Origin of the sequence: Paraburkholderia youngii, assembly GCF_013366925.1 — a bacterium.
Lineage (GTDB): Bacteria > Pseudomonadota > Gammaproteobacteria > Burkholderiales > Burkholderiaceae > Paraburkholderia > Paraburkholderia youngii.
This window is the reverse complement of sequence record NZ_JAALDK010000001.1, coordinates 6,062,062-6,080,682: the sequence shown is the minus strand read 5'-3', so window position 1 is coordinate 6,080,682 and position 18,621 is coordinate 6,062,062. Positions and strand designations below refer to the sequence as shown.

The window sequence follows — 18,621 nt, the reverse complement described above, 5'->3', positions numbered from 1 at the left end:
GTGCCGGCTATGAAGGTCGCCGTTCTCGGCGCTGGCGCGTGGGGCACCGCCCTCGCCGGCCATCTGGCCGTCAGGCATGACACGGTGTTGTGGGCGCGCGAGTCCGCGCTCATCACCGAGCTTTCCACTTCGCACGAAAACGCCCGCTATCTGGCGGGCGTCGCGTTGCCGCCCGCGCTCCGCTGCGAAGCGGATCTCGGTGCGGCGCTCGATCACGCGCTCGCCGACGATGCGCTGTGCGTGATCGCGACGCCGGTGGCTGGCCTACGCGGTCTGTTGCGCGCGATGCGCGATGCGGGCAAGGTGCCCGCGCATATCGTGTGGCTGTGCAAGGGGTTCGAAGCGGATTCGCAGTTGTTGCCGCACCAGGCGGTCGCGGCGGAATTGCCCGAGCATGCGAGCAACGGCGTGTTGTCCGGACCGAGCTTCGCCCGCGAAGTCGGACAGGGACTGCCGGTTGCGTTGACGATCGCGAGTTCGTCGGCGGTGTGCCGCGAACGCACGGTCGCGGCGTTCCATCACGGTGCGATGCGCATCTATACCGGCGACGACGTCGTCGGCGTCGAAGTGGGCGGCGCGGTGAAGAACGTGCTCGCGATCGCGACGGGCATCGCCGATGGCCTCGGCCTCGGCCTCAATGCACGCGCGGCGCTGATCACCCGCGGACTCGCCGAAATGTCGCGTCTTGGCGTGACGCTTGGTGGGCGCGCGGAAACCTTTACCGGGCTGACCGGCCTCGGCGATCTGATCCTGACCGCGACCGGCGATCTATCGCGCAACCGCACCGTGGGCTTGCAGCTCGCCACCGGCCGCACGCTCGACGACATCCTCGGCGGCCTCGGTCACGTGGCCGAAGGTGTGCGCTGCGCGAAGGCGGTCCTTTCGATCGCACGCGCCCATGCAATCGAAATGCCGATCACCCAAGCGGTCTGCGCGGTGCTGTTCGACGGCGTGGCGCCGCGCGATGCGGTCAGCGCGCTGCTGCGGCGCGATTCGAAGGCCGAATAAAGTCTTTTCTTTCAGCCGTTTAGCGCAAATTCGCGTTGAACGGCTGCCTCACCTGGCTGTCCACTTCTTGAGCGAGACTCAGGTCAGCGAGGTTTTCATGCCCACCTTCAATCTCAGTCACGGCACGTGCACGCTCGAAGCGCGCGTGGTCGATATCACGACGCTCGCCGTCGATGCGATCGTCAATGCCGCGAATACTTCGCTGCTCGGCGGCGGCGGTGTGGATGGCGCGATTCATCGCGCGGCCGGCAAGGAGTTGCTGCGCGAATGCGAAACGCTCGGCGGCTGCGCGACCGGCGACGCCAAGATCACCGCCGGTTATCGGCTGCCCGCGAAGCATGTGATCCATGCTGTCGGTCCAGTGTGGCGCGGCGGCGCGCACGGCGAAGCCGACCTGCTCGCATCGTGCTATCAGCGCTCGCTCGAAGTCGCGCACGAGACTCGTTGCACGAGCATTGCGTTTCCCGCGATCAGTTGCGGCATCTACCGTTTCCCCGCCGACTATGCGGTGAGCATCGCGGTCGGAACCGTGCTCGACACGTTGCCGCGCACACCCCACATGAAGCACGTGATGTTCGCGTGCTTCGACGACACGATGTTCGCGCGCTACGAGGCCGAACTCGAACGCCGTCAGGCGCCGCCCTCGAAGCCGGCCTGACGCCACGCTTCGAACACCACGACCGCCACCGTGTTCGACAGATTCAGACTGCGATTGCCAGGGCGCATCGGCAGACGCACGCGCTGTTCGTTCGCAAAGCGCTCGAGCACCGTATCGGGCAGACCGCGCGTTTCGGCGCCGAACACGAACCAGTCGCCCGGTCGAAAAGCGTGGTCGTGAAAGCGCCCCGAGCCGCGTGTGGTGAACGCGAACATGCGCGACGGGTCGGGCGTTTCTTTGGCGATGAACGCGTCCCAATCGGTGTGCACGTTCATTTCCGCATACTCGTGATAGTCGAGGCCGGCGCGCCGCATTTTGGTGTCGTCGAGAGGGAAGCCGAGCGGCTCGATCAGGTGCAGTCGGGCGCCGGTATTCGCGCACAGGCGAATCACGTTGCCGGTGTTGGGCGGAATTTCCGGTTCTACGAGAACGACGTTGAACATAAGGGGACCACGTAAAAGCTAGTTTTTCGGAGTGCGCAACGCGACGAAGTTCGTGACCCGCCGCGCGCCGGCCGCCTTCAGCGTATGCGCGAGCGCTTCGAGCGTCGCGCCGCTCGTCATCACGTCGTCGACGATGCCGACGTGCAGGCCGCGCACCGGGCGCGCGACACGAAACGCGCGGCCGACGTTGTGCCGGCGCGCATCGAGATCGAGGCGCGATTGCGGCGCGGTGTTTTGCGTTCGTTCGAGCAGCGTCGCGTCGCTGCGCACGTCGAGCGCCCGGGCAAGCGGCCGCGCAATCTGCCAGGCCTGGTTGTAGCCACGCTCGACCAGACGGCGACCGGCGAGCGGCACTGGCGCAATCACGTCGGGCCGCTCGGCCGCGTCGTGCCAGTTGTCCTGAGCAAGCCACGCGAGACGTTGCGCGAAATCGCGCGCAAGCATCAGCCGGGCGCGGAATTTCAGGCCGACCGCGAGGGTATCCAGCGGCGCGCGATAGTCGGCGAGCGCGAAGCTCGCGTCGAACGGCGGCGGCTCGGCCACGCAATCCGCGCAACGATATTGCGCCTGAGCGACCCAGCGTGACGCCGGCAACGGCACCGCGCAAACGGTGCAGCGCAGGCGGCTCTCGTTCCAGTAGGCCGCGTCGCAACCGTCGCACAGCGTCTTATGCGACATATTGCCGCACAGCGCGCACAGGTTCGGCAACGCGACGTTCAAAGCCCGCGGCCATGCCGAATGCAGACCACGCACAAAACGCGCGGCCTGATTTCGACACGACGAGGAAAATGACTGGAATCGCACGGGTGACTGCCGCTGAATGCCGTTCACGCTGAATGGAGGGGAACGAACGAGTATACTTCGAGCTCACGCCAGCACGACACACATGTCCCCAACATCCGCTCAATCTGGCCGTCCGGCCTACGATTCACGGCGCCTCAGGCGTATTTTCGACCGTCGCGCCGCTACCTTCGACGAGGTTGCATTCCTGCCGCGCGAGATTGCGCAGCGCATGCGCGAGCGTCTCGATTACATCAAGGTGGCGCCCTCGAGCGTGCTCGACGCCGGATGCGGTGCGGGCGAAGACATCCCCGCATTGCGCGCGCGCTTTCCCGAGGCGCCGGTGTTCGGCGCCGATCTGTCGCATGGCATGCTGCGCCGCGCGCTGCGTCACGATGCCGGCGACACCAGTTGGCGACGCTTTCTTCCCGCCTCGCTCGGCAAGGCGCTCGGCGCGCGTGGCCCGCGCTTCGCGCAAGCCGATTTCTCCGCGCTGCCATTCGCGGCCGGCGCATTCGAATTCATCTGGTCCAACCTTGCGCTGCACTGGCACTCGCGGCCCGATCTGGTCTTTCCCGAATGGCAGCGGGTGTTGAAGGTCAACGGCCTGCTGATGTTCAGTACGCTCGGCCCCGATACGCTGAAGGAATTGCGCGGTGCCTACGCCGAGATCGAGGCTGCGCACGGCGTCGCGTCGCGCAAGCATGTGATCGACTTCGTCGACATGCATGATCTCGGCGACATGCTCGTCGAGGCCGGCTTCGAGATCCCGGTGATGGACCAGGAGACGCTGACGATCACCTACAAGTCGCCCGAGTCGCTGCTCGCGGACGTGCGCCGCTGGGGTGCATACCCGTTCGAGCGCGATGCGCATGACGGCGCGCTTGCGCGTCGGTTGCACAAAGCCCTGCTCGCCGCGCTCGAAGCGCGCCGGCGCGCTGACGGCACGATCGCGCTGACCTTCGAGGTGATCTACGGACACGCATGGAAAGCCGTGCCGCGTACCACGGCCGAAGGACATGGCATCGTGCGGCTCGAGGACATCGGACGAGGTCCGGGCAAGCGTGGGTAGCAGATTGCGGCGCGGTCATCAACTGCTTGCCGACGGTGCGGTTGACGTGTTGCAAAAGCGGTAAAGAGGACTTCCGTTATGCCTGGGATTTGCCCTCCGAAAGAGCCGCAAAATGCCGGGCAAAATGGCGCGAAGGCTTGTCGCGCCGGGCTTGTGGGCCGATCGGGGCTTGCTTGTCGATGCTATGGATCGCGCCTATAATGCGTCAGTTTGTCGCCCGACGTTCCCACATTTGGGGTGGCAAGCCTGAGGCGCAGGGCTGCAAAATGAAGTGATGCTGTAGGGGTTGGCGCGGTCGCGAGTGATGCTGTACACAGTGATACGAGCGGCGGCCGCGAGATGCATCCGGAAGTAAAAGAAGGCAGGCCGGACGCGACGATTCGCAGGAGGCAGCGATGGGCGCATCAGATCATCTGCTGGCGGATTCAGAACCGGTCCTCAGGGACTGGACCATGAAGCGCAACTGTTCGATATCGCCGCGGCAGTTCGTTTGTCTGTACGCGTCGCTTGCGTTGTTCTCGTTGGCAATTGCATTCATTCTGGTTCTGATCGGCGCCTGGCTGGTGTTGCCGTTCACCGGAATCGAATTGCTGGCGGTAGGTATCGCGTTTGCAATATATGCGCGTCATGCTGTCGATTACGAGCGCATCCGGTTGTTTCCGAACCGGCTCGTGATCGAGCAGGTCAGCGCCGAGCAGATTACGCAGTTCGAATTCAATCCGCGCTGGGTGCGGATAGAGCCGGGCGCAACGCCGCGCGATCAGATCAAGCTGGTCTCGCGCGGGCAGACGATCATGATCGGGCAACATCTCGCGCAAAATCGGCGCGCGCAGTTCGCAGGCGAGCTGCGAATGTGGCTGGCACGTTGTTAGATGGTGCCGGACACGCGGCGTTCAAGGGGGCGCGACACGCTGCCAGCGGGGTCGAGGGGTTTGAATGGAAAATTTGGGTAAGGAAGCTATGAAAACAATCAAGCGAGCGCTCATGAGCGTGCTGGCGACGAGCGGACTGCTTTTCGCCGGTGCCGCCCTGGCAGTGGGCGATGCTCCGGGCGGCCCAGCCGTCAACGCGATCAATCTCCAGCCGCCTGCATCGAGAATCGCTCAGGAGCTGTTCGACCTCCACATGTTCATGCTGCTCCTTTGCACCGTGATCTTCGTCGGTGTATTCGGTGTGATGTTCTATTCGATCTTCGCGCACCGCAAATCGAAGGGCCACCAGGCAGCCAATTTCCACGAGAGCACCACCGTCGAAATCATCTGGACGATCGTGCCGTTCATCATCGTCGTGTTGATGGCGCTGCCCGCTACCAAGGCCGTCGTCGCGATGAAGGACACCTCGAACGCCGACCTCACGATCAAGGTCACCGGCTACCAGTGGAAGTGGGGCTACGACTACGTGAAGGGTCCGGGCGAGGGTATCGGCTTCCTGTCCACACTCGCCACGCCGCGCGCGCAAACCGAAGGCCGCGAGCCGATCTCCACGCTGTATCTGCAGGAGGTCGACAACCCGCTCGTGGTGCCGGTCAACAAGAAAATCCGCATCATCACCACTGCCAACGACGTGGTCCACTCCTGGTACGTGCCGGCCTTCGGCGTGAAGCAGGACGCGATCCCCGGCTTCGTGCGCGACACGTGGTTCAAGGCTAACCGCACCGGCACGTTCCGCGGCTTCTGTACCGAGCTGTGCGGCAAGGAACACGCGTTCATGCCGGTCGTCGTCGAAGTGCTGTCCGACGACGACTACGCCAAGTGGGTCGACACGGAGAAGAAGAAAATGGCCGCCGGCCAGGACGATCCGAACAAGACCTATACGATGGCCGAGCTGATGGAGCGCGGCGGCAAGGTCTACGCGGCGAACTGCGCGGTCTGTCACCAGCCGACCGGCAAGGGCGCGGGCGCATTCCCGGCGCTCGACGGCAGCAAGATCGCCAACGGTCCGATCGGTCAGCACGTGAGCCTCGTGCTGAAGGGCAAGAATGCGATGCCTTCGTGGGCGCCGACGCTGAATGACGTCGAAATCGCCTCGGTGGTCACGTACGAACGGAACTCGTGGGGCAACCACACGGGCGACATCCTGCAGCCGAAGCAGGTCACCGAAGCGCGCAACGGCAAGCTGCCCGAAGGCGGCGACCATCTGGCCGAAGCGGGTGCCGCGGCAAGCGGCGCCGCTGCGGCATCGGGTGCGGAAGCGGCTTCCGCACCGGCGGCTGCATCGGGCAATGACGCTGGCGCGGCTGCTGCGAATAGCGCAGAGGCCACGCTGCCGGCGAGCATCTACTTCGAGACCGGCAAGAGCACGCTGCCGGCCGACGCGAAAGCGGCGGTCGACGCGGCCGCGGCCTACGCGAAGGCGCATCCGGACGCGAAATTCACGCTGTCGGGCTTCACCGACGCAACCGGCTCCGCCGACGTCAACGCGAAGCTCGCGAAGAGTCGTGCCGAGGCCGTTCGCGACGCACTGAAAGCAGCCGGCATTGCCGAAGACCATATTATTTTGAAGAAGCCGGAAACGATCACCGGCGGCACCGACGCGAAGGAAGCCCGGCGCGTTCAGATCAGCCCGGCAGCCTGACGTGTTCATGGTCAGCACCGCAGAATTCGCTTTAGGAGATATTCATGTCTAGCATCGGACACGATGTAGTCGCGGGCCACGAGCACGTGCACGGCGACCATGCCCACGAAACGCCGCACGGCTGGCGCCGTTGGCTGTTCGCCACCAACCACAAGGACATCGGTACGCTGTACCTGATCTTCTCGTTCACCATGTTCCTGTCCGGGGGCGTGATGGCGCTGATGATCCGTGCCGAACTGTTCGAGCCGGGCCTGCAGATCATGCGTCCCGAGTTCTTCAACCAGTTGACCACCATGCACGGGCTGATCATGGTGTTCGGCGCGATCATGCCGGCGTTCGTCGGCTTCGCGAACTGGATGGTGCCGCTGCAGATCGGTGCATCGGACATGGCCTTCGCGCGGATGAACAACTTCAGCTTCTGGCTGCTGCCAGTCGCGGCTGTTCTGCTGGTCGGCTCGTTCTTCTCGCCAGGCGGCGCGACCGCCGCGGGCTGGACGCTGTATGCGCCGCTGTCCACGCAGATGGGCCCGGGCATGGACTTCGCGATTTTCGCGGTCCACCTAATGGGTGCGTCGTCGATCATGGGCGGTATCAACATCGTCGTGACGATCCTGAACATGCGCGCACCCGGCCTCACGCTGATGAAGATGCCGATGTTCGTCTGGACCTGGCTCATCACCGCGTACCTGCTGATCGCCGTGATGCCGGTTCTCGCGGGCGCGATCACGATGGTGCTGTTCGACCGTCACTTCGGCACGTCGTTCTTCAATGCGGCAGGCGGCGGCGACCCGGTCATGTACCAGCACATCTTCTGGTTCTTCGGGCACCCCGAGGTGTACATCATGATCTTGCCGGCGTTCGGGATCGTCTCGCAGGTGATTCCGGCGTTCTCGCGCAAGCCACTGTTCGGCTATAGCTCGATGGTGTACGCAACGGCGTCGATTGCGATCCTGTCGTTCATGGTCTGGGCGCACCACATGTTCGTGACCGGCATGCCGGTGACGGGCCAGCTGTTCTTCATGTACGCGACGATGCTGATCGCGGTGCCGACCGGCGTGAAGGTGTTCAACTGGGTCGCGACGATGTGGCGTGGCTCGCTGTCGTTCGAAACGCCGATGCTGTTCGCGGTGGGCTTCCTGATCGTGTTCACGTTCGGCGGTCTGTCGGGCCTGATGCTCGCGATGGCGCCGCTCGACATCCAGTATCACGGCACTTATTTCGTGGTCGCGCACTTCCACTACGTGCTGGTGGCGGGGTCACTGTTCGCGCTGTTCTCCGGGTGGTACTACTGGGCACCGAAGTGGACCGGCTGGATGTACAACGAAACGCGCGGCAAGATTCACTTCTGGGCGTCGATGTTCTTCTTCAACCTCGCGTTCCTGCCGATGCACTTCGTCGGTCTCGCGGGCATGCCGCGTCGCTATGCGGACTACCCGGCACAGTTCACAGACTGGAACCAGGTGATCTCGATCGGCGCATTCGGCTTCGGTCTGTCGCAGGTCTACTTCCTGTTCGCGGTGGCGCTGCCGGCGTACCGTGGTGGCGGTGAGCTCGTAGAGGCGGGCGACAAGCCGTGGGACGGCGCAACGGGCCTCGAGTGGACCGTGCCGAGCCCGGCTCCGTTCCACACGTTCGAGCATCCGCCTACCGTCGAATAAGCCTCTCCCGGCGAAGTGCCGGGTTCCGGCGGCGCGACACATGCCGCTACCGGAACCGGGCGCTTCGCGAGGCGGCCGCAGTCGGGCGGTCTCACCAGTCAAGAACCGTATTCAGAAAGTCGAGCATGACGCGCAATCCACAGGAAAGACGTACGCCGGAGCAGATTCGCGCGGGCAACAGGCGGATAGGGTTGGTGATGTTCGCGATCGCCGCGGTGTTTTTCGCGAGCGTCATTGTGAAGCAGTGCTGGTTCAGCTAACGCCGCAGTCGCAGTCCGTATGCAGGTTTGTTGAGGATTCAGATGTCGACGCAACCGCCGGCCGAGGCCGACCGCTCTTTCAACCGTTCGATGCTGATCAAGCTGTTCGTCGTCGCTTTGATGATGTTCGGTTTCGGTTTCGCGCTGGTGCCGATGTATCGCGCGATCTGCCAGATCACCGGCGTGAACAACCTCGTGCAGCGCGACGTTTCGGCGCGCGAGGCGAGGAATACGCAGGTCGACATGAGCCGCACGATTTCGATCGAATTCGATGCGAACGCGCGCGGCCTGTTGGGTTTCAAGCCGGAGCAGCGCAGTCTCGACGTGCATCCGGGCGAAGTGACGACCGTCATGTACGACGTCAGCAACGGGCAGTCGCGCACGATCCGTGCGCAGGCGATTCCGAGCTACGCGCCGAAGCAGGCGACTGAGTACTTCAGGAAGATCGAGTGTTTCTGTTTCACGCAGCAGACGTTGAGCGCGAACGAGACGAAGCGGATGCCGGTGGTGTTCGTGGTCGATCCGAAGTTGCCGAAGGACGTGAAGACGATCACGCTGTCGTACACGTTTTTCGAGTTGAACACGCCGGCGGCGGCAAGCGCGGATGACGCGGCGCCGAAGGCAAATTCAGTGAACAACGCGGCAGCCACTCCCGCGAAGCCGGCCTGAAGCAGCTTTGACGGCGCGAGCCACGGACGAACGAAGGAAGACGAAGCGAGATGAACGATAACGGCGGCAGTCCGCGCAAGAGCAGTTTCGGTCAGTCGATGCGCGCGGTGTTCTGGTCGTTTTTCGGCGTGCGCAAGCGCCGCGATCTCGAGGCGGACGCGACGCAGCTGAACCCGCTGCATGTGATCGTGGCGGCGCTGATCGGCGCGGCGGTCCTGATCGGGGTGCTGATTCTGGTCGTGCGCCTCGTGGTCGGTTGAGGCAGTAGCAGGGCACAGCAGCACAGAAGAGCCCGCGAATTAGAGAGAAGCGGTGCGGTATCGACGCGCCGCCGAAGATACAGCCGGAGATTCCGGAACAACTGGACTGAAGTGGAGAATCAAGAATGAGCGGTCAAAACGAGAGCCCGTACTATTTCGTACCGCATCCGTCGCGGCATCCGATCAGCGCCGCTACCGGGTTGCTGGTCATGCTCGGATCGCTTGCGGCCTGGATCAATGACCACACGTGGGCGCCGCTCGGCGTGCTCATCGGTCTCCTGTGGCTGCTCTTTACGCTGTGGCACTGGTTCGGCGACGCGATCGCCGAATCGGAAGGCGGCATGTACGGCAAGAACGTCGACCGCTCGTACCGCTGGAGCATGAGCTGGTTCATCTTCTCCGAAGTGATGTTCTTCGGCGCATTCTTCGGCGCGCTGTTCTATGCTCGCGAAATCGCGATGCATCAGTTGGGCAGCCTCGACTACAAGCTGATCTGGCCGGACTTCACGGCAGTGTGGCCGAACAACGGCCCGGCCGAGCTCGTGGGCACCTACAAGTCGATGCAGCCGTGGCCGGTGCCGACTATCAACACGGCGCTGCTGCTGTCGTCGGGTGCGACGCTGACGGTGTCGCACCACGCGCTGCGCGACAACCATCGCAAGAAGGCGATCGCGTGGCTCGCGGCGACCCTCGTGCTGGGCGTGTGCTTCCTGTTCCTGCAGGGTTTCGAATACTTCCATGCATACCACGAGCTGAACCTCACGCTGGCTTCGGGCATCTACGGTTCGACGTTCTTCCTGCTGACCGGCTTCCACGGCTTTCACGTGTTCCTCGGCGGCACGATGCTCGCCGTCGTGCTGGCGCGCCTGATTCGTGGCCACTTCACGCCGGAACATCACTTCGCGTTCGAAGGCGCGGCCTGGTACTGGCACTTCGTCGACGTCGTGTGGCTCGGTCTGTACGTCGTCGTGTACTGGCTGTAATGCGGTCAGACCCGCGCGCGCTGCTCGTCGGCGCAGGCGCGGGACGTGCGCGCAACACCTGTGAGGCGGCGCGCACGAGCAGTATGCAAGGATGAATGCAGCGCCGCCCTCGACCTGTCAGGGCGGCGTTTTGTTTGGTGGCGTGAAAATTTTGCCGCCGACGCTTTGCGCCGGCGACCTATCCGCGTGCGTCAGCGCCCGTACGGAATCCCGGTCGACTGAATCCAGCCCATCCAGTGTGCGAACAGGATGAACAGGAACAGCGAGATCGACAGGCCCACGCGCGTAGCGAGCGACCAGACCATCCGCTTGGTCTTGCCTTTGTCGTGCATCATGAAATACAGCGCCGACACCATGCTGGCGATGATCAGAGCAAAGGCGATGGGAACGATAATGTGCATGGAACCAACTGAAACCGGAAAGCGCAGTGGCAAGACACCCATTATCGCACCGCGCGCGGGCGTCTGCCGCAGGTTCCCGGCGGCCCTGCACGCGATGACGGAGTACCTGCAATGAAGTTTCGCCTGATTCCCGTGCTGCTGATCCTGCTGGTCGTCGTCGTGACGGTGCGGCTCGGTTTCTGGCAGCGCGATCGTGCGCATCAGAAGGAAGCGCTCGAGGCGCGCATCACGCAGTTCGAAAACGCGCCTGCGCTGCCGGTCAGCGCGGCGCCGCTCGCCCTGAAAGACGTGGAGTTTCATCGGGTGAAAGCGCGCGGCAGTTTCGTCGCGGACAAGGTCGCGTACCTCGATAATCGTCCGTATAACGATCAGCCGGGTTTTTACGTCGTGATGCCTTTTAAACTCGCCGACGGCGGCTACGTGCTCGTCAATCGCGGCTGGCTGCCGCGCAACCTGAGCAATCGCGAGACCATCGCGCCGTACACGACGCCGTCGGGCGAGCTCGAGATCGAAGGGATTGCGCGAGCCGACGCGTCACGCGCGTTCGAACTCGGCGAGGGCGGATCGGCCGCGCATCACCTGATCCGGCAGAATCTCGATGTCGCCGCGTACGCGGCGGAGACCGGATTGCCGCTGCAATCGTTCGTGATCCAGCAGATCGGCGACGCGCACGACGGTCTGGTGCGCGACTGGCCCGCGCCGACCACCGGCGTCGAGCGCAACTACGGCTACATGCTGCAGTGGTGGGGCATGGCCGCCGCGGCGCTCGCGTTCGGTCTGTATGCGGCGCGCCGCGCGGGCAAAAAAGAACACGCGCAGGGCGCGTGAGGAACGCAAGGCACGGCTCGCCGTCGTCCAAACATTGAAAGAGGTTCCGTAGTGTCGACTCATACTCCCCGTTCGCCGGAAGTTGGCAAACCCGCTGGCAAAGCCGCCGGCAAACCCGCCGCGGCCAGGCCGATGCCCGGCCAACCGAACGGCCCGGGCTCGTGGCGGCGCGGCCGCTGGGTGCTGCTGCTGCTCGCGGTGATCTGTGCGGCGCCGATCGCGATCTCGTACTTCATGTACTACGTCATCAAGCCGACCGGCGGCAGCACGAACTACGGCGCGCTGATCGACCCGCAACGGCCGATCCCCGACTCGCTCGTGGTCACCGGCGAGGACGGTAAGCCGCTGAAGCTCGCGTCGCTGCACGGCCGCTGGCTGATGATCTCGGTCGACAACAGCGCGTGCGACAAAGCCTGCGTGACAAAGCTGTACTTCATGCGACAAATCCGCGCAGCGCAAGGCCCGGAACGTGAGCGCGTCATGGAGGTGTGGCTGCGCACCGATGCGGACAAGGTCGCCGATGTGATACAAAGCGCCTACCCCAACACCGACATGCTGATCGCCGATCCGGCGCAGGTTGCCGCGTGGCTGCCCGCCGACACCGGCACGCGGATCACCGACCACATCTACCTGGTTGATCCGAACGGCAATCTGATGATGCGTTTTCCGAAAGACGCGAACCCGAGCAAAATAAAAGGCGACCTGACCAAGCTGCTCAAGTGGTCGACCATCGGCTGATGCCGCAACCTGGGTAAATGAGATGTTCGTATTGCAACTGGGCCTGATCGGCTTGTGTATCGCGTTGCTGCCGCTGTCCTACGTATGGGTCAAGGCCGACGACAACAAATTCCGCAAGCTGGTCTGGCTCACCACCTTCCTGACGCTCGATCTCGTGATGTTCGGCGGCTTCACGCGCCTCACCGATTCGGGCCTCGGCTGCCCGGACTGGCCCGGCTGCTACGGCACGTCGTCACCGTTCATCGCACACGCGGCGATCTCCGCCGCCTATCATGCGATGCCGAGCGGCCCCGTCAGCATGACGAAGGCGTGGATCGAAATGATCCACCGCTACTTCGCGATGGCGATCGGCGTGCTGATCATCGCGCAGGCGATCATTGCGTGGACGGCGCGCATCAAGCGTCGTCCGCTGCACGTGTCACCGTGGTGGCCGACTTCGCTGCTGCTCCTGATCGTCGTGCAAGGCGCGTTCGGCGCGTGGACCGTGACGATGAAGCTGCAGCCGATCATCGTGACCACGCATCTGCTGCTCGGCCTCGCGCTGCTCGGCACCCTCGGCTGGCTCGCGGCGCGCTTGACGCCGCTGCCCGCCTACGAGCCGGAAGCCGCGCGCTGGCGCGCGGCGGCGCTCGCGGGTCTTGGACTGCTGGTACTGCAGATCGCGCTCGGCGGCTGGGTCAGCACGAACTACGCGGTGCTCGCGTGCACCGACTTCCCGACCTGCAACGGCCAATGGATTCCGCCGATGGACTTCGCGCACGGCTTTCACCTGTGGCGCGCGCTCGGCATGACCGGCGACGGCGACGTGATCACGCAGGATGCGCTGGTCGCGATTCACTGGACGCATCGCACGTTCGCGTTCGCCGTGATCGCCTATCTGGTGTGGTTCGCGGTGAAGATGCGCCGCTTCGAGTCGCTGCGGCGACCCGCCAACGGCGTGCTGCTGGTGGTGCTGATCCAGTTCATCACCGGCTTGTCGAACATCGTGCTGCAATGGCCGTTGCCGATCGCGGTCGCCCATAACGGCGGGGCCGCGATCCTGCTGCTATTGCTCGTTATGTTAAACTTTCGAATCGCTTATAGCCGTCCCGGCCGCGCTGCGATCCCTGCGCGCGAAGCCGCGCCAGCGTGACTCACATGGACAGCACAACACTCTCCCAATCGCCCGGCAGCCGGGTCTCCCAATATCTCGCACTGACCAAGCCGCGTGTTACGCAGCTCGCGGTGTTCTGCGCGGTCATCGGCATGTTCCTGTCGACGCCGGGCATGGTGCCGTGGACCGTCCTGATCGGCGGCACCGTCGGCATCTGGCTGTTGGCCGGTGCTGCGTTCGCGATCAATTGCCTCGTCGAGCAGCAGATCGACGCGAAAATGCGCCGCACGTCGTGGCGTCCGTCGGCGCGCGGCGAAATCACTACCCGGCAAATCCTGCTGTTCTCGGCCGTGCTCGGCGGCCTCGGCATGTGGACGCTGTACACGTTCGCCAATCCGCTGACCATGTGGCTGACGCTCGCCACGTTCGTCGGGTATGCGGTCATCTATACGCTGCTGCTGAAGCCGGCCACGCCGCAGAACATCGTGATCGGCGGCGCGTCGGGCGCGATGCCGCCGGCGCTCGGCTGGGCAGCGGTCACCGGCCACGTGCCCGGCGACGCATGGATCCTGGTGTTGATCATCTTCGTATGGACACCGCCGCATTTCTGGGCGCTCGCTCTCTATCGCCGCAAGGACTACGAAAACGCCGGCCTGCCGATGCTGCCGAACACGCACGGCGAAAAGTACACGCGCCTGCATATCCTGCTCTACACGGTCATTCTGTTCGCGGTCACCCTGATGCCGTTCATCTCCGGCATGAGCGGCGTCGTGTATCTCGCGGCGGCGGTGCTACTGGGCGCAGTGTTTCTCGCGTATGCGTGGAAGATCTACCGGGAGTATTCGGACGAGCTCGCGCGCAAAACCTTCCGTTATTCGATCGTCTATCTGTCGCTGCTGTTCGCCGCGCTGCTGATCGACCACTATGCGCGCGTCGTAATCGGCGCGTAACACCATGCTCAACAACCGCTTTGCGCGCGTCGCGCGCGCCGCTGTGATCGCTTGCGCGCTCGGCGCGGCGGTGGGCGGCACACTGCTGATGACCGGTTGCGGCAAGCAGCCGCCGGCTTTTACGAATCTCGACATCACCGGCAATACACAATTCGCCAGCGATTTCTCGTTGCCCGACACGTCCGGCAAGATTCGCACGCTTGCCGACTACAAAGGCAAGGTCGTCGTGCTGTTCTTCGGCTATACGCATTGCCCGGACGTCTGCCCGACGACGATGGCCGAGCTGTCACAGGCGTTGCAGCAACTTGGCCCGGAAGACGCGAAGCGTGTGCAGGTGCTGTTCGTCACACTCGACCCCGAGCGCGACACCCCGCAGTTGCTCGCGCAATACGTGCCGGCGTTCAATCCGAGCTTCGTGGGCTTGCGTCCTGCCAGCGAAGAGCAACTCGCGAAGCTCGCGAAAGACTTCCGCGTCTACTACGCGAAGGTGCCGGGCAAAACGCCCGACAGCTACACGATGGACCACACGGCCGCGAGCTATGTGTTCGACACGGACGGCAAGCTGCGTCTGTTCGCGCGCGATGGTCAGGGCGCGACGCCGTGGGTGCACGACTTCAAGCTTTTGCTCGATTGACGCGTATCGCAGGCGGCTTTTTGTCGCGCCGCCGCTTATGCGTCCTCGCGTCGATCTCTTTTTCGCAACTCGCGCTCAAACCGGGGTCGGCAGATTCAGCCCCGGCGCGATACGCGTTGTCTTGAACTCCGTCACCTCGTAGCGCGCGAGCTGTTGCTCGGCGAACGGATCGCTCGCGAGAATGCGATCCAGCCTGTCGCGCTCGATACGCACCGCGAGGATGATGCCGCCGTCGCGCGGCACTTTCGGCCCAGCCGCGACGAAGATGCCAGCGTCGAACTGCTTGGCGAGAAACGCGCGATGCGCGTCGAGCGCGTCGTCGATACGATCGAGCGGGGCGGTGTAGATCAGGTTGATCACATACATGGTCGTTCTCAGTGTCGGTTGAGTGGGCCGTGCGAGGCCACGGCTCCGGATTATCGGTTAGCCGCCGTTTTGCGTCGCGCTAGCCAGCACGCTCGCGCTCTGCATATCCATATGCGCTAAGGGTATTTTCCAAACTTGCCGCCCATATGAAACAATTTAGGGCTTGGCCGACGGCGCACCAGCAGGAACCGGAGCGCCGCCCATTTTCATCCGGCTCCGGCACCGATCGGGGCCATCGACTCAAACGTCGAACCGCAACAGCGAGAAACACATGCAGCGCAGAAATATCCTCAAAGCCCTCACCGCAGTCGTCGCCGGTGCGGCGATCCTGACCAGCTTCGGCGCGCACGCCGACGACAAGGTCATCAAGGTCGGCACGATCGGCGGCCCGGACGCGCAGATCTGGGAAGTCGTCACCAAGGTTGCGAAGCGCGAAGGCTTGAACGTGAAGGTCGTCGAGTTCAACGACTACATCCAGCCGAACGCCGCGCTCGATGCCGGCGACCTCGACGCCAACAGCTTCCAGCACCAGCCGTACCTCGATAGCCAGACCAAGCAGCGCGGCTACAAGCTCGTCACCGCGGGCCTCACGTACATCTCGCCGCTCGGCGCGTACTCGAAGAAGCTGAAGTCGCTGAAGGATCTGCCGCAAGGCGCGAAGGTCGCGGTACCGAACGATCCGTCGAACGAAAATCGCGCGCTGCTGTTGCTGCAGGCGCAAGGCCTGATCAAGCTGAAGGATGGCGCGGCCACGGGCGGCAACAACGCGACGCCGCTCGACGTCGTCGACAATCCGAAGAAGATCAAGTTCGTCGAGCTCGACGCTGCGCAACTGCCGCGTTCGCTCGCCGACGTCGATGCTGCCGTCATCAACACGAACTTCGCGCTGGCCGCTGGCCTGCAGCCGACCAAGGACGCGATCGCGCTCGAAGACATCCACAGCCCGTACGCGAACCTGATCGCCGTGCGCACGAAGGACAAGGATCAGCCGTGGGTCAAGAAGCTGGTCGCAGCGTATCAGTCGGAAGACGTGCGCCAGTTCATCAAGACGCAGTTCAAGGGTTCGATGGTGCCGTCGTTCTAAGCGACGCGTTCAGCGCGATCGCGAACAGCAATCGCACAGCATCGGGAAAGGCACGCGCCGCACAGGCGCGTGCTTTTTTCATAGCTCCAACTCCCATCTTTCGATCATCAGATCGTGGCCGAAGCGGTGCTGCGTCGCGCTGTCGGCCAGCTTGAACCCAGCGCGCTCGCAAAGCCGCCGCGGCTCCGCCAATGCGCTCGCGGTGGTCAGTGTCAGCTTCGTGTAGCCCGCGCGCCGCGCGAAGCGCACGCATTCGCTGATCAGTTGCGTACCGATGCCGAGCCGCCGCACGTCCGGTTCGACCCACAGCAGGCGTACGCCCGCGACCGTCGTCGAGACTCCCACGAGGCAAACCGAGCCGACCACCAGACCTTCCTGTTCGGCGATCCAGCACTTCTCGCGGACTGGGTCGTTGCGCTGCGCGTACTCGGCGACGACGCGCGCGAGCAAGCCCTCGAACGTGTGATCCCAACCGTACTGCGCAGCGAACCACTGCGCCTGCCGATGCACGAGCCAGCCGCATTCGCCGGTGCGCGGCTGACGCAGCACCACGAGCTCATGCTTCGGTTTGTCGCCGAGCAGCCGCTCGATCAGCTTCATCGCGGCGATCAATTGCTCCTGCGATAGCGCGCTGAGTTTGTCGAGCAGGCCGAGTGCTTCGTTGATGGCGGCGGCGTCGAGCGGTGCGTAGGTGGCGTGGCCGTGCTCGGTGAGCGCGATCAGCGACTGGCGCGCGTCGGTGTCGGACGGGCGGCGCGAGATCAGGTTGCGTCGCTCGAAACTGGTCAGCAAGCGGCTCAGATAGCCACTATCGAGGCCGAGCGCGCGCCCGAGCACCGATGCGGTCTGCGCACGGGCACGCGATAGCTCGTGCAGCACGCGCACTTCCGTCAGCGAGAACTCGCTTCGCGCCAGATGTTCGTGCAGGGCGCCGATGCACTGGGTATAGAAGCGATTGAAATGGCGGACGGCCTGAGCGCGCCGCAGCGCCGCGGAATCAGTCAAGGACGGCTCCCCCGAAACTTTTTATGGTCGGTACAGCGCACTATATCGGCACGACCCTTATTTACAAAGCCAGTCCATCGCAGCCTGGCGCCAACCGGTATTAAACAGGTATTGATCATAGAGGTGTTTTGATACCACTAAAGCCCGGTCGCAGCTCGCTGGTATCGTCAATTGGTCCGATTCGGGAAAGTCCTGGTCCGCGAATCCCTTTCCCAGCAGCCCTTAAAATCGCATCTTAACCTTACCTGGTAAGGCTTTCCGGCCGTCCTGACCAACATGGAACCAGTCCGTTGACTGGTATTATGTTGGTTATATAATGGGCTCTCATTTTTCGAGGCCGTGCTGCTCGCGGCGTCCCTGGAGTCCCATGGAAACTCGCTGGTCCGCATTGATGCCTGACGTGCGCAACGTCACGCCGCTCTACCTGCAGCTCGCGCGCAACCTGGCGACGGCGATCCATTGCGGCGTCTGGTCGGCCGGCGAGGCTCTGCCCTCCGAGCGCACGCTGTCCGACGCGATCGGCGTATCGCGCATCACCGCGCGCAAGGCGATCGAACTGCTGGTCGAGCAGGGACTGATCCGGCGCTCGCGCGGCGCCGGCAGCTTCATCACGCCGCGCGTCGAAGACCCGCTGTCGCGTCTCACCGGCTTCACGAAGAAGATGCAGCAGCGCGGTTTCCGCCCGGATTCGGTATGGCTCGAACGCGATGTGCGCGCTGCCAATCGCGACGAGCTGCTGCACCTCGGCCTGTCGCCCGGGGCGGCCGTCGCGAGCCTGCGGCGGCTGCGGCGCGCGGACGGCATCGTGATGGCGGTCGAGCATTCGGCGCTGCCGGTCGCGATCGTGCCCGATCCGCTCGTGATCGGTGACTCGCTGTACAGCTATCTCGAGCAACGCGGCGCGGCTGTCGTACGCGCGTTGCAGCACTTCCGCGCGGTCAACGCGTCGAGCGAAATCGCCGCGCTGATGGACATCGAACCGCGCACCGCACTGCTGGTCATTACCCGTATCGGCTACAGCGCGGATCAGCGCGCGATCGAGCTGACCGACACCTATTGCCGCGACGGCTACTACGACTTCGTCGCTGAATTGCGCACCTGAACTGCGCGGGCCGCATAGGCCGCAAGTCCGGCGAACGCACTTTTGCCGCATACGT

Annotated in this window: 22 protein-coding genes; 17 read left to right on the top strand and 5 right to left on the bottom strand. The window is 63.9% G+C overall.

Features of this window, described 5'->3' with window-relative positions:
- Positions 1 to 9: 9 nt before the first annotated feature.
- Together G5S42_RS27710 and G5S42_RS27705 are read left to right on the top strand one after the other, a co-directional pair.
- Positions 10 to 1,008, top strand: coding sequence for an NAD(P)H-dependent glycerol-3-phosphate dehydrogenase (locus tag G5S42_RS27710; RefSeq protein WP_176109658.1), 999 nt, complete (start codon positions 10 to 12; stop codon positions 1,006 to 1,008).
- Between the two features lie 97 nt (positions 1,009 to 1,105).
- Complete coding sequence (locus G5S42_RS27705) at positions 1,106 to 1,666, top strand: O-acetyl-ADP-ribose deacetylase (protein ID WP_176109657.1); 561 nt, start codon at positions 1,106 to 1,108, stop codon at positions 1,664 to 1,666.
- On the opposite strand, the gene trmL is transcribed toward G5S42_RS27705, so the two are convergent.
- Together trmL and G5S42_RS27695 are read right to left on the bottom strand one after the other, a co-directional pair.
- The gene (trmL, locus tag G5S42_RS27700; protein ID WP_176109656.1) at positions 1,639 to 2,109 is read right to left on the bottom strand and encodes a tRNA (uridine(34)/cytosine(34)/5-carboxymethylaminomethyluridine(34)-2'-O)-methyltransferase TrmL; all 471 of its coding nucleotides are present in this window, start codon (positions 2,107 to 2,109) and stop codon (positions 1,639 to 1,641) included. The two genes, G5S42_RS27705 and trmL, sit on opposite strands and share 28 nt — an antisense overlap.
- Positions 2,110 to 2,127: 18 nt before the next feature.
- Positions 2,128 to 2,913: a ComF family protein gene (locus G5S42_RS27695; RefSeq protein WP_176109655.1), complete on the bottom strand. Its 786-nt coding sequence runs from the start codon at positions 2,911 to 2,913 to the stop codon at positions 2,128 to 2,130.
- Between the two features lie 82 nt (positions 2,914 to 2,995).
- Here G5S42_RS27695 and G5S42_RS27690 point away from each other — a divergent pair, with 82 nt between their 5' ends.
- The 8 genes from G5S42_RS27690 (at position 2,996) to G5S42_RS27660 (ending at position 10,365) form a co-directional block, all read left to right on the top strand.
- A complete protein-coding gene (locus G5S42_RS27690; protein WP_176109654.1) occupies positions 2,996 to 3,961 on the top strand; it encodes a methyltransferase domain-containing protein in 966 nt (321 codons plus the stop codon).
- A gap of 395 nt (positions 3,962 to 4,356) precedes the next feature.
- A complete protein-coding gene (locus tag G5S42_RS27685; protein ID WP_176109653.1) occupies positions 4,357 to 4,833 on the top strand; it encodes a DUF2244 domain-containing protein in 477 nt (158 codons plus the stop codon).
- Positions 4,834 to 4,897: 64 nt separating this feature from the next.
- On the top strand, positions 4,898 to 6,535 hold the full coding sequence (gene coxB, locus G5S42_RS27680; protein ID WP_176109652.1) for a cytochrome c oxidase subunit II: 1,638 nt from the start codon (positions 4,898 to 4,900) through the stop codon (positions 6,533 to 6,535).
- Between the two features lie 44 nt (positions 6,536 to 6,579).
- Positions 6,580 to 8,193, top strand: a complete 1,614-nt coding sequence (gene ctaD, locus G5S42_RS27675; protein WP_176109651.1) for a cytochrome c oxidase subunit I — start codon at positions 6,580 to 6,582, stop codon at positions 8,191 to 8,193.
- Between the two features lie 125 nt (positions 8,194 to 8,318).
- On the top strand, positions 8,319 to 8,453 hold the full coding sequence (locus G5S42_RS43850) for a cytochrome oxidase small assembly protein (RefSeq protein WP_217709958.1): 135 nt from the start codon (positions 8,319 to 8,321) through the stop codon (positions 8,451 to 8,453).
- 42 nt (positions 8,454 to 8,495) lie between these two features.
- The gene (locus tag G5S42_RS27670; RefSeq protein WP_176109650.1) at positions 8,496 to 9,122 is read left to right on the top strand and encodes a cytochrome c oxidase assembly protein; all 627 of its coding nucleotides are present in this window, start codon (positions 8,496 to 8,498) and stop codon (positions 9,120 to 9,122) included.
- A gap of 50 nt (positions 9,123 to 9,172) precedes the next feature.
- Positions 9,173 to 9,382 carry a DUF2970 domain-containing protein gene (locus G5S42_RS27665; protein WP_018419310.1) on the top strand — a complete coding sequence of 70 codons (210 nt, stop codon included), beginning with the start codon at positions 9,173 to 9,175 and terminating at the stop codon, positions 9,380 to 9,382.
- 125 nt (positions 9,383 to 9,507) lie between these two features.
- Positions 9,508 to 10,365 carry a cytochrome c oxidase subunit 3 gene (locus tag G5S42_RS27660; protein ID WP_176109649.1) on the top strand — a complete coding sequence of 286 codons (858 nt, stop codon included), beginning with the start codon at positions 9,508 to 9,510 and terminating at the stop codon, positions 10,363 to 10,365.
- Between the two features lie 191 nt (positions 10,366 to 10,556).
- Here G5S42_RS27660 and G5S42_RS27655 read toward each other — a convergent pair whose 3' ends face one another.
- Entirely contained in the window at positions 10,557 to 10,766 is a 210-nt protein-coding gene (locus tag G5S42_RS27655) for a twin transmembrane helix small protein (protein ID WP_008921867.1), read from the bottom strand.
- Positions 10,767 to 10,877: 111 nt separating this feature from the next.
- On the opposite strand from G5S42_RS27655, the gene G5S42_RS27650 reads away from it, so the two are divergent.
- From G5S42_RS27650 to G5S42_RS27630, 5 genes are read left to right on the top strand one after another with little or no spacing between them, the layout of a single operon-like run.
- Positions 10,878 to 11,594, top strand: a complete 717-nt coding sequence (locus G5S42_RS27650) for an SURF1 family protein (protein ID WP_176109648.1) — start codon at positions 10,878 to 10,880, stop codon at positions 11,592 to 11,594.
- Between the two features lie 51 nt (positions 11,595 to 11,645).
- Positions 11,646 to 12,332: an SCO family protein gene (locus G5S42_RS27645; RefSeq protein ID WP_176109647.1), complete on the top strand. Its 687-nt coding sequence runs from the start codon at positions 11,646 to 11,648 to the stop codon at positions 12,330 to 12,332.
- A gap of 22 nt (positions 12,333 to 12,354) precedes the next feature.
- Positions 12,355 to 13,464 (top strand): COX15/CtaA family protein, encoded by a 1,110-nt coding sequence (locus tag G5S42_RS27640; protein WP_176109646.1) that lies wholly within the window; start codon positions 12,355 to 12,357, stop codon positions 13,462 to 13,464.
- A gap of 5 nt (positions 13,465 to 13,469) precedes the next feature.
- Positions 13,470 to 14,375: a heme o synthase gene (gene cyoE / locus G5S42_RS27635; RefSeq protein WP_176109645.1), complete on the top strand. Its 906-nt coding sequence runs from the start codon at positions 13,470 to 13,472 to the stop codon at positions 14,373 to 14,375.
- 4 nt (positions 14,376 to 14,379) lie between these two features.
- A complete protein-coding gene (locus G5S42_RS27630; protein WP_176109644.1) occupies positions 14,380 to 15,009 on the top strand; it encodes an SCO family protein in 630 nt (209 codons plus the stop codon).
- Between the two features lie 75 nt (positions 15,010 to 15,084).
- On the opposite strand, the gene G5S42_RS27625 is transcribed toward G5S42_RS27630, so the two are convergent.
- On the bottom strand, positions 15,085 to 15,375 hold the full coding sequence (locus tag G5S42_RS27625; RefSeq protein ID WP_176109643.1) for a YciI family protein: 291 nt from the start codon (positions 15,373 to 15,375) through the stop codon (positions 15,085 to 15,087).
- Positions 15,376 to 15,646: 271 nt separating this feature from the next.
- Between G5S42_RS27625 and G5S42_RS27620 the strand changes: the two genes are divergently transcribed.
- Positions 15,647 to 16,459: a MetQ/NlpA family ABC transporter substrate-binding protein gene (locus G5S42_RS27620; protein ID WP_176109642.1), complete on the top strand. Its 813-nt coding sequence runs from the start codon at positions 15,647 to 15,649 to the stop codon at positions 16,457 to 16,459.
- Between the two features lie 78 nt (positions 16,460 to 16,537).
- On the opposite strand, the gene G5S42_RS27615 is transcribed toward G5S42_RS27620, so the two are convergent.
- On the bottom strand, positions 16,538 to 17,464 hold the full coding sequence (locus G5S42_RS27615) for a bifunctional helix-turn-helix transcriptional regulator/GNAT family N-acetyltransferase (protein WP_176109641.1): 927 nt from the start codon (positions 17,462 to 17,464) through the stop codon (positions 16,538 to 16,540).
- A 367-nt stretch (positions 17,465 to 17,831) separates the two neighbouring features.
- Here G5S42_RS27615 and G5S42_RS27610 point away from each other — a divergent pair, with 367 nt between their 5' ends.
- Positions 17,832 to 18,566 carry a GntR family transcriptional regulator gene (locus tag G5S42_RS27610; protein WP_176109640.1) on the top strand — a complete coding sequence of 245 codons (735 nt, stop codon included), beginning with the start codon at positions 17,832 to 17,834 and terminating at the stop codon, positions 18,564 to 18,566.
- The last annotated feature ends 55 nt before the right edge of the window (positions 18,567 to 18,621 follow it).

Coding starts and splice junctions, on each gene's coding strand:
- cyoE (WP_176109645.1), top strand. CDS start 13,470: ATGGACAGCACAACACTCTCCCAATCGCCCGGCAGCCGGGTCTCCCAA.
- coxB (WP_176109652.1), top strand. CDS start 4,898: ATGGAAAATTTGGGTAAGGAAGCTATGAAAACAATCAAGCGAGCGCTC.
- G5S42_RS27660 (WP_176109649.1), top strand. CDS start 9,508: ATGAGCGGTCAAAACGAGAGCCCGTACTATTTCGTACCGCATCCGTCG.
- trmL (WP_176109656.1), bottom strand. CDS start 2,109: ATGTTCAACGTCGTTCTCGTAGAACCGGAAATTCCGCCCAACACCGGC.
- G5S42_RS27665 (WP_018419310.1), top strand. CDS start 9,173: ATGAACGATAACGGCGGCAGTCCGCGCAAGAGCAGTTTCGGTCAGTCG.
- G5S42_RS27650 (WP_176109648.1), top strand. CDS start 10,878: ATGAAGTTTCGCCTGATTCCCGTGCTGCTGATCCTGCTGGTCGTCGTC.
- G5S42_RS27655 (WP_008921867.1), bottom strand. CDS start 10,766: ATGCACATTATCGTTCCCATCGCCTTTGCTCTGATCATCGCCAGCATG.
- G5S42_RS27610 (WP_176109640.1), top strand. CDS start 17,832: ATGGAAACTCGCTGGTCCGCATTGATGCCTGACGTGCGCAACGTCACG.
- G5S42_RS27705 (WP_176109657.1), top strand. CDS start 1,106: ATGCCCACCTTCAATCTCAGTCACGGCACGTGCACGCTCGAAGCGCGC.
- G5S42_RS27630 (WP_176109644.1), top strand. CDS start 14,380: ATGCTCAACAACCGCTTTGCGCGCGTCGCGCGCGCCGCTGTGATCGCT.
- G5S42_RS27670 (WP_176109650.1), top strand. CDS start 8,496: ATGTCGACGCAACCGCCGGCCGAGGCCGACCGCTCTTTCAACCGTTCG.
- G5S42_RS27625 (WP_176109643.1), bottom strand. CDS start 15,375: ATGTATGTGATCAACCTGATCTACACCGCCCCGCTCGATCGTATCGAC.
- G5S42_RS27690 (WP_176109654.1), top strand. CDS start 2,996: ATGTCCCCAACATCCGCTCAATCTGGCCGTCCGGCCTACGATTCACGG.
- G5S42_RS27640 (WP_176109646.1), top strand. CDS start 12,355: ATGTTCGTATTGCAACTGGGCCTGATCGGCTTGTGTATCGCGTTGCTG.
- G5S42_RS27710 (WP_176109658.1), top strand. CDS start 10: ATGAAGGTCGCCGTTCTCGGCGCTGGCGCGTGGGGCACCGCCCTCGCC.
- G5S42_RS27620 (WP_176109642.1), top strand. CDS start 15,647: ATGCAGCGCAGAAATATCCTCAAAGCCCTCACCGCAGTCGTCGCCGGT.
- ctaD (WP_176109651.1), top strand. CDS start 6,580: ATGTCTAGCATCGGACACGATGTAGTCGCGGGCCACGAGCACGTGCAC.
- G5S42_RS43850 (WP_217709958.1), top strand. CDS start 8,319: ATGACGCGCAATCCACAGGAAAGACGTACGCCGGAGCAGATTCGCGCG.
- G5S42_RS27685 (WP_176109653.1), top strand. CDS start 4,357: ATGGGCGCATCAGATCATCTGCTGGCGGATTCAGAACCGGTCCTCAGG.